Raw genomic sequence first — 7303 nt, forward strand, 5'->3', positions numbered from 1 at the left:
TATCCCTCTCTTTTTTGTTTCTTTTATGTGTTGAAAGTGGAAACCTTTTTTCGCAAACTATTGATAGCACTTCATATTGGAAAACCTCAATCTTATCACCAAAAAAAGAAGGAGATCTAACAAATGGATATTCATATTTTGGAAAGGTTAGAGAATTGAGTCTAATAAAAAAGGACACAGCAAGTTTGATTCATAGTTTAAGTATGCTTTCTATAGCGGAGTTTAGTTTAGGAGCATATCATGAAAGTAAAAAGAGCGCCATAATTGCTTTAAAATTGACTGATGAATCAAAAACTGATGAATGGACATCAAAAGTTATTGTTGGTTTATATAATAGTTTAGGGAAAGCTCATAGAGAACTTAATGATTATGAAAAAGCGATCGAATCCTATGATAATGTACTAAGATTATGTCAAAATCTAGGTGATTCTATTGCAGCTTATAATAACAAAGCTGTAGTATATAAAGATGAAGGAAACTTTAATCTAGCATTATCTGAGTTATCTACAGCATATAGACTTTCTTTTAGAAACCCAAAAGCTACTCAAAATGCCAGAGTTCTAGACAATCTTGGCTATGTACAATTTAAGTTAAATAACTCTGAGGGAATTAAAAATATATTCAAAGCACTGGATATTAGAGCTTCAGAGAATGATCTTGAAGGCATATTTTCTAGTTATAATAGTTTAATTGAATTTTATAACGAAAAAGAAGATAAGGATTCAGTGCAAATTTATGCATACAAGGCTCTTGATTTGTCTAAAAAAATTAATAGTCCCACGTTTAGGAAACAGGCTTTATTAAATTTATTAAAACTTGAAGAGAATCCATGGTTTGTAGAATATATTGAGATTGAGAATGAGTTGACAGAAAGAAAATTAGAACAGGACGTTAAGTATTCTCATGCAAAATATGATATAGAAAAAGAGCGTCGGAAGACATTACAAATTGAAGAAGAAAAAAAGATTCAATACTTAATATTTATAGGAATAGGACTGCTTCTTTTAATATCTGCTATGTTTTTATTCTTTCTTTTGAAAATAAAACACAAAAGAGAAAAATCAAAAGAAGTTATACGAGAAACCTATCAAACAGAAAGAAGGCTATCTAAAAAAGTACACGACGAGTTGGCAAATGATATGTCAGATACGTTGAATTATGTAGATAACCACAAGGAAATTCCTATTCCCGTAAAAACGCATTTAGTCAATAAGTTGGACGAATTATATGATCGTACTCGTGATATCTCTGCAGAGATAGATGGTTTTGATAATAAAGATTTTGCGAGTAGTCTTAAGTTTTTAATCACGCAACATAATAGAGAAGGCGTCAAAGTGATTACCAATGTTACTTCGGGAATTAATTGGGATACGGTATCAGATCATAAAAAAATAAATGTTTACAGGAGCCTTCAAGAGTTACTTGTGAATATGAAAAAGCATAGCAAGGCGACAAAGGTAACAGTGATTTTTAAATCAGAAGGGAAAAAGCATTTTATAAACTACACGGACAACGGAATAGGGACTGAAATAGAAAATGTTCATCTTCGCGGACTCCAAAATGCGGAAACCCGTATAAAAAACATCGGAGGGAGTATTACTTTTAACTCATCAAAAGGGAATGGTTTCAAAGCCACCTTCATTTTTTAAAGTTAAATACCCCCTTCTTATGTTCAAAAAAGTATTAATTGCCGAAGACCAAGACACTACTCACCGAGGAGTAGAAAGTATTTTAAAGGAGTTTATTGCTACTGTCCAAAAAACGAAGTATTGTGATGATGCCCTCATAAAAATAAAAGCATCCATACAAGAAAACGAGCCATTTGAGTTGCTTATCACAGATTTACAGTTTGATGAAGATCATAGAGATCGTACAATTACCATTGGTGAAGATCTTATTATCAAAGCAAAACAATCAATTCCCAACTTGAAAATTATTGTTTTTTCTGTAGAAAAAGGAATAGGGAGAATTAAAAGATTGTTTGAAGAATATGGAATTCATGCTTTTGTGGCAAAAGGCAGAGACGAGTCTTTGCACATCAAAAGAGCCTTGAAAGCGGTATATGACGAAAAGCCATATTGCACTCCAAGAATCAAACAACTTCTCAGAAGTGTAGAAGATATTGATGAAATAGATAAAAACGATATTAAAATCTTAAATTTTCTTTCTAGAGGGCTTTCTCAAAAACAAATTTCAGAAACACTTATTCCACCATGTAGTCTTAGTCGTGTTGAAAAAAGTATAGGCAGATTAAAAGTGCTTTTGGATGCAAAAAACCCAGTGCAACTTATTTCTCTAGCAAAAGATAGAGGCATTATATAATGATTTATTTTAAGCTTTTACACGCTTTCGCGAAAGCGAACTCTTCCTGAAAATAATTGCCATCAAAAACTTAAGATTAGATCTTTGTTGTAATGTTTGAAGCACATTATCTATTCATCCATTCTTTAAAATCACTTGTTTTAGGTCTACTCACAATAAACTCCTGATCGCGAGGATTTGCTACAGAAAGCTTTACACGATGATTAAAATAAGATTCTATTTTCTGAATCGCATTTTTAGATACAACTTGTCCGCGGTTAATTCTAAAAAAAGTGTTTTGATCTAAAGAGTTAAATAATTGATCTATCGTTTCATCTATAATATAGCGTTTGCTAGCAGTGATGCCAAAAGTGATACTCTCTTGAGAATACACATACAATAGTTCTGTAACCTTAATTTGCACAAATCCGTTTCCTTCTTTTACGAGAATACCTGTTCGTGACTCAACGGTTTGAATAGTTGTAAGAAACTGTTTTAAAATAGCAGGATCAATAGTTGGTGTAAGCGTTTGGTTTGATTTGCCAAATTTGTCTAAAGCTTTCGTAAGGTCTTCCCGCTGTATAGGTTTTAATAAATAATCGATGCTATTTACTTTAAAAGCTTGAATCGCATACTGGTCAAAAGCCGTTGTAAAAATGATAGGCGCTGCTACCTCTATATTTTGAAAGATTTCAAAACTAAGTCCATCTGCCAGTTGGATGTCCATAAACACGAGATCGGGAGTTGTGTTTTTCTGAAACCAAATCACAGCATCTTCTACAGTATCTATAATATCTAATAATTGATACTCAAAGTCACAGGCTTTGAGCATATTTTGTAATTGACTTGCCGCTCTTGGCTCGTCTTCAATGATCAGTACTTGCATAATTAGTTATTTTGATCTGATAGTTTTAATAATGGTAGCGCGACTGTAAATACATGCCCATTATTTTTTATTTCAATAGGTTGATTAGAGATCAAAGCATAGCGCTTTTCAATATTTTTTAACCCTAATTTGGTAGAAGGTAACTGTGTCGATTTTGACTGAATCTTATTTTCAACGCACACGTGATGATCTTTAATGAATACATCTATAAGAAGTGGTTTAGATCTTGAAACCACATTGTGTTTAATCGCATTTTCTAGTAATAGCTGCATACTCATAGGAACAATCATACTATCTAAAGACGTTTCAGGAAGATTCCATTGCACTTTTAGATTATCTCCAAAACGTTCTGATTGAATATGAATATACGCACGAGCAAATTTAAGTTCGTCTCTGAGCGAAATCAAATTTGAGTTTCCAGACTCTAATATAAAACGGTATACATTAGAAAGTTTATCAACAAATTCCTTAGCGTCTTCTTTGGAGTTTTGATCGATAATATCACGTAGTGTATTAAGCGTATTAAAGAAAAAATGTGGTTGCGCCTGATTTCTTAAAGCATCTAATTGCATTTGTACCATCATCTGTTTTGCCTGCTCTTCTTCCCTTATTATTTTTTTGAGCATCGCGTGATAATACATAGCTTCATAAATAGCCTGTACCATCACACTAATGATAATGATAGGAAGAAGTACGTTGAATCTATCTAAGATGTTATAATAGAAATTATTGAAAAATAAACTAACAATAGAACTTCCCGTGTAGTCAATAAAAGGTACCGAAGTGATAATAAAAAGAAAAGCAATAATGATGCGTTTTACAGTATCTTGAAATGCAATATACTTTTTTCGCAAGTAGATAAGTACACTTCGCATAAAGAACCAATTAATGATTGTAAATGATAAAGAAATACTCCAATAAATAATAGCCTCACCAAACGGATAACGTGAAAATGAATTATTAAAAAGATAATCTGTCACAAAACTTAAAATGATAATCCCAATAATGGTAAACCAGAAGTCGTTAAACCCTAAATACTTGATACGTTTCTCTTTGTTAAATAACATTTTTCTTTTTTTAGTAAGGATCAAATAGATGGTGTTTGGTTATAGTTTTTCTGTATACGCTTTCGTACTTCGATAAACTCAGTATAAACTTCGGCTTTGCCGAAAGCGTAAAAAAACTGATATCTATTGTTTCTAATTTTTAGTTTACTTCGTAGTCTCTACTACGTGTGATTATAATTTAATAAGTGGCATTCCTTGTTTGGCTTGATAAAAAGTAAAGCCAATGAAAGAAGCAAATAGTATCCCAAAAATAACCACAACAATCACTTGATTTCTAGTTGGAATATTCCATTTTTTAGATACCCATACTGCGAATAACGGTATTATTTGGATGCTATGCAATCCAAAAAAGTGAGCAACTCTAAGGTCTCCAGCGATCGTACTCCAGTTTAGTAATGGTAATCCAGCACCTCCATCAGCCACACCCACATTGTGTGCCACTTGACTTATCATTTGCCCGCCGATCCAGCTTCCTACAACCATAATGATCCATCCCATAAGGATTGCCCATTGTATAGGTCTAGGGGTTCTTAATTTTAATCGTATGGTTTCAAAAATGAAGAATACCATGATCACAACGTTGATTCCTATTAATATGCCCATCGCCATAAATAGCAAAGCATCAAAAGCAGAAGACATATTGTAATGTGATTGTACGCCTCGCGCAGCTTGATACAAAATGATGCTAATTTCAAATAATAATGCAAACGAATTAATATTGTTAATGATGTTTTTCTTCCTTGTGGAAAAAGGATATAAGGTAATAAGATATCCAAAAGTAAAAATGTAGATCGCTCCAGAAATAGTAAACTTTAATGGTTTGATCCAAACATTAATACCTAGTAATGTTCTATCATCAACCATCAATCCAATCACACAACCTACTGCCATTAATAGATGGATGATCACAATTCCATACAGGATAGGACTTGATATTCTTACAGTGTTGATTACGTTTTTGATTGTATTCATGATTGCTTTTTTAATTTGATAGCTCTTATAATCATAAATAGAAGAAACCCGATAGGTCCAAACATAAATGTTCCAAAAAGGCATGGCGCCATAAGCACTTGATGAATGTGTAGTTTTTTATTCTGATCCAGCATCCACATCCCAACCACAAGATCAAACGCGAGATAATGTACCCAACCCGCTAAGACCGCATTTTGTTCTGTAAATAATGCCATAACAGCATCTAGACTCCCAAAATCCATAGCACCACCTATGTGTATCGCTTTAAAAATATACACAGCATATACAGCTGATAAGGCTAATGGGATCACTTTGTAGTCTATGAAGAATCGGGTGACTTTCCATTTGGGTAATAAAATCATCAAAATCCACATGGGCATAGTAATCATCCCTGCAATCGAAAAAACTTCTGTTGGCGTCATAAGGTTCGTTTTAATTAATTGATAGTTCAAAGATGTAACTATTGTATCAAACCTAAAATGACTTAATGTTGAATTGTCGTTAAGGCTTTTTGAATTGTTTGTGATTATGATCAACCACTACTTTGGAAGTAGAAGAAAAGGTATGAGACTTATAAAGACCTATTGTGTCTGCTTTTTTGTTTGCCAATAGACAAGAGATCAACATATATCAGGAACGAATAAATAAGCTATTTCTATATTTTTCAACTGATTTATTTTGAATTTTCCCCACTATAAGAATGGTTTGTTTCAATATCACTTTGGAGATAGCAACGCAACCTTTTCTATTCCTTACGTCTTATTAAGACAACACAATTTTAAAAAATGAAATACAAAAACACACTAGTAACAGTTATCATGTCATTATATATTGCTCTTTTTATTAGTTGTAGTAATGACACTGAGGATACTATAATAGAAGCCCCTCAATTAAATACTATTTTTGAAGGAGATGTTATTCTTTCAAGTCAGCAAGAAGTGATTCAATTTGGCACACAAAATTACACTGAAATAACAGGCATTTTGTACATTGGAATTTTTGATGAAACGGCTTCTTCTCCTACAACCAACATTAATAGTTTAATCCCTTTAAATACCTTAACAACTATTGGGGGTAATGTGACAATTATATACAATCCGTTGCTAGAAAATCTTTCGGGCTTAGATCAGGTAAAAACTATAGGAGGAAATCTATCCATTAACTCAAATGCTACATTACTAAATGTAGATAACCTAAGCGGACTTTCCTCTATTATTGGTGGGTTGGGGATATTGGATAATATTTCATTGTCAAATATTAATGGATTTAGCAACCTAGAAAATACCAGTAGTATAAATATAAGTCGTAATGATTTATTAGAAAACCTGAATAGTCTTACTAACATACAAACGATTGAAGAATTGATAATCATTGAAGATAATAATTCTTTAACAGATATAGATGGTTTGAGTACTATTAGTAACGTTAATGGCTTACTATTTATTGGAGGGAATAATGCTTTAGAGCACCTTAATGGACTTAGTGGTTTGACTACTATAAATAAATCGCTAGTCATTCAGGATAATAATGTGCTTACTAATATTGATGGATTGACTAATATTACTCAGATTAACGAAGGACTTTTCCTCCAGTTTAATCCTTCGTTACAAAACATTGATGGTTTAACTCATTTACAAATGGTCGGTCAAAGATTTACAATCATTGAAAATATGATGATTACAGATCTAGATGCTTTAGCAAATCTTATGTTTGTAGGCGAAAATTTTAATATTTGGTCTAATAGCTCTTTAAATGACTTATGTGGATTGCAGACACTATCAAATACGACAAATGGAGTCATTGGAGATTTTAGTGTCATTGATAATAGCTATAATCCGACGATAAATGATATTATGAATGGAGATTGTAGTCAATAAATTATGGGTTAAAATGGATTTTATACGCTTTCGCTAAAGCATATAAAGAAGAGTTGTTGGCACAACACAAAAAGTTGTGGGGTATCTAAATTTGAGACAACTTTGCTTTAAAAAATTTTATGCCCTCAGACGCTTTATTTGCTGTAGCCCATTTATTACTCCCTGAAGTTCTTGTAACTTATTTTGAGATGACTAAACAC

Annotated in this window: 7 protein-coding genes; 3 read left to right on the forward strand and 4 right to left on the reverse strand. The window is 32.4% G+C overall.

The window, feature by feature from the left end:
• Positions 1-155: 155 nt before the first annotated feature.
• Both Q0505_RS13335 and Q0505_RS13340 read left to right on the forward strand, forming a co-directional pair.
• On the forward strand, positions 156-1649 hold the full coding sequence (locus Q0505_RS13335) for a tetratricopeptide repeat-containing sensor histidine kinase (protein WP_299213663.1): 1494 nt from the start codon (positions 156-158) through the stop codon (positions 1647-1649).
• Between the two features lie 19 nt (positions 1650-1668).
• Entirely contained in the window at positions 1669-2322 is a 654-nt protein-coding gene (locus Q0505_RS13340; protein WP_299213665.1) for a response regulator, read from the forward strand.
• A gap of 106 nt (positions 2323-2428) precedes the next feature.
• On the opposite strand, the gene Q0505_RS13345 is transcribed toward Q0505_RS13340, so the two are convergent.
• The 4 genes from Q0505_RS13345 to Q0505_RS13360 form a co-directional block, all read right to left on the reverse strand.
• Positions 2429-3187: a LytTR family DNA-binding domain-containing protein gene (locus tag Q0505_RS13345; RefSeq protein WP_299213667.1), complete on the reverse strand. Its 759-nt coding sequence runs from the start codon at positions 3185-3187 to the stop codon at positions 2429-2431.
• 2 nt (positions 3188-3189) lie between these two features.
• Positions 3190-4254: a histidine kinase gene (locus tag Q0505_RS13350; protein ID WP_299213669.1), complete on the reverse strand. Its 1065-nt coding sequence runs from the start codon at positions 4252-4254 to the stop codon at positions 3190-3192.
• A gap of 171 nt (positions 4255-4425) precedes the next feature.
• Positions 4426-5226, reverse strand: a complete 801-nt coding sequence (locus Q0505_RS13355; protein WP_299213671.1) for a hypothetical protein — start codon at positions 5224-5226, stop codon at positions 4426-4428.
• On the reverse strand, positions 5223-5648 hold the full coding sequence (locus Q0505_RS13360; RefSeq protein ID WP_299213673.1) for an ABA4-like family protein: 426 nt from the start codon (positions 5646-5648) through the stop codon (positions 5223-5225). The genes Q0505_RS13355 and Q0505_RS13360 overlap by 4 nt, the downstream gene beginning before the upstream one ends.
• Positions 5649-6011: 363 nt before the next feature.
• Here Q0505_RS13360 and Q0505_RS13365 point away from each other — a divergent pair, with 363 nt between their 5' ends.
• Positions 6012-7103, forward strand: coding sequence for a hypothetical protein (locus Q0505_RS13365; RefSeq protein ID WP_299213675.1), 1092 nt, complete (start codon positions 6012-6014; stop codon positions 7101-7103).
• Positions 7104-7303: the final 200 nt, after the last annotated feature.

The sequence above is a fragment of the uncultured Dokdonia sp. genome, from assembly GCF_937910895.1.
GTDB lineage: Bacteria > Bacteroidota > Bacteroidia > Flavobacteriales > Flavobacteriaceae > Dokdonia.